1 pseudogene is annotated in these 418 nt (G+C 32.3%); it reads left to right on the forward strand.

Going from position 1 to position 418, the window contains the following annotated elements:
* Nucleotides 1-418 (forward strand): annotated as a pseudogene (locus AYC60_RS04555) (valine--tRNA ligase); the annotation flags it as partial.

Below are 418 nucleotides of genomic sequence, written 5' to 3' on the forward strand. Positions count from 1 at the left end.
TGAATATATGGTTAACTGGTGTCCTAGATGTACTACAGCACTTGCAGATGATGAAATTGTTCATATAGATAAAGAGGGAAGGATTTGGGAAATAAGATATCCTTTAAAAGAGGAAGAAGGTTATTTAGTTGTTGAAACTACTAAACCTGAAACTATGCTAGGGGATACAGGTATAGCTGTAAATCCTGAAGATGAAAGATATACTCATTTAATAGGTAAAAAAGCTATTTTACCATTAATGAATAGAGAAATACCTATAGTTGCAGATAATTATGTAGATAAGGAATTTGGAACAGGCGTAGTTAAAATGACACCAGCACATGATCCTAATGACTTTGAAGTTTCAAAAAGAACTGGGATTGACATCATTAATGTTTTCACTGAAGATGCAAAAATAACTGATTTAGGTGGAAAATAC

Origin of the sequence: Streptobacillus felis, from assembly GCF_001559775.1 — a bacterium.
GTDB lineage: Bacteria > Fusobacteriota > Fusobacteriia > Fusobacteriales > Leptotrichiaceae > Streptobacillus > Streptobacillus felis.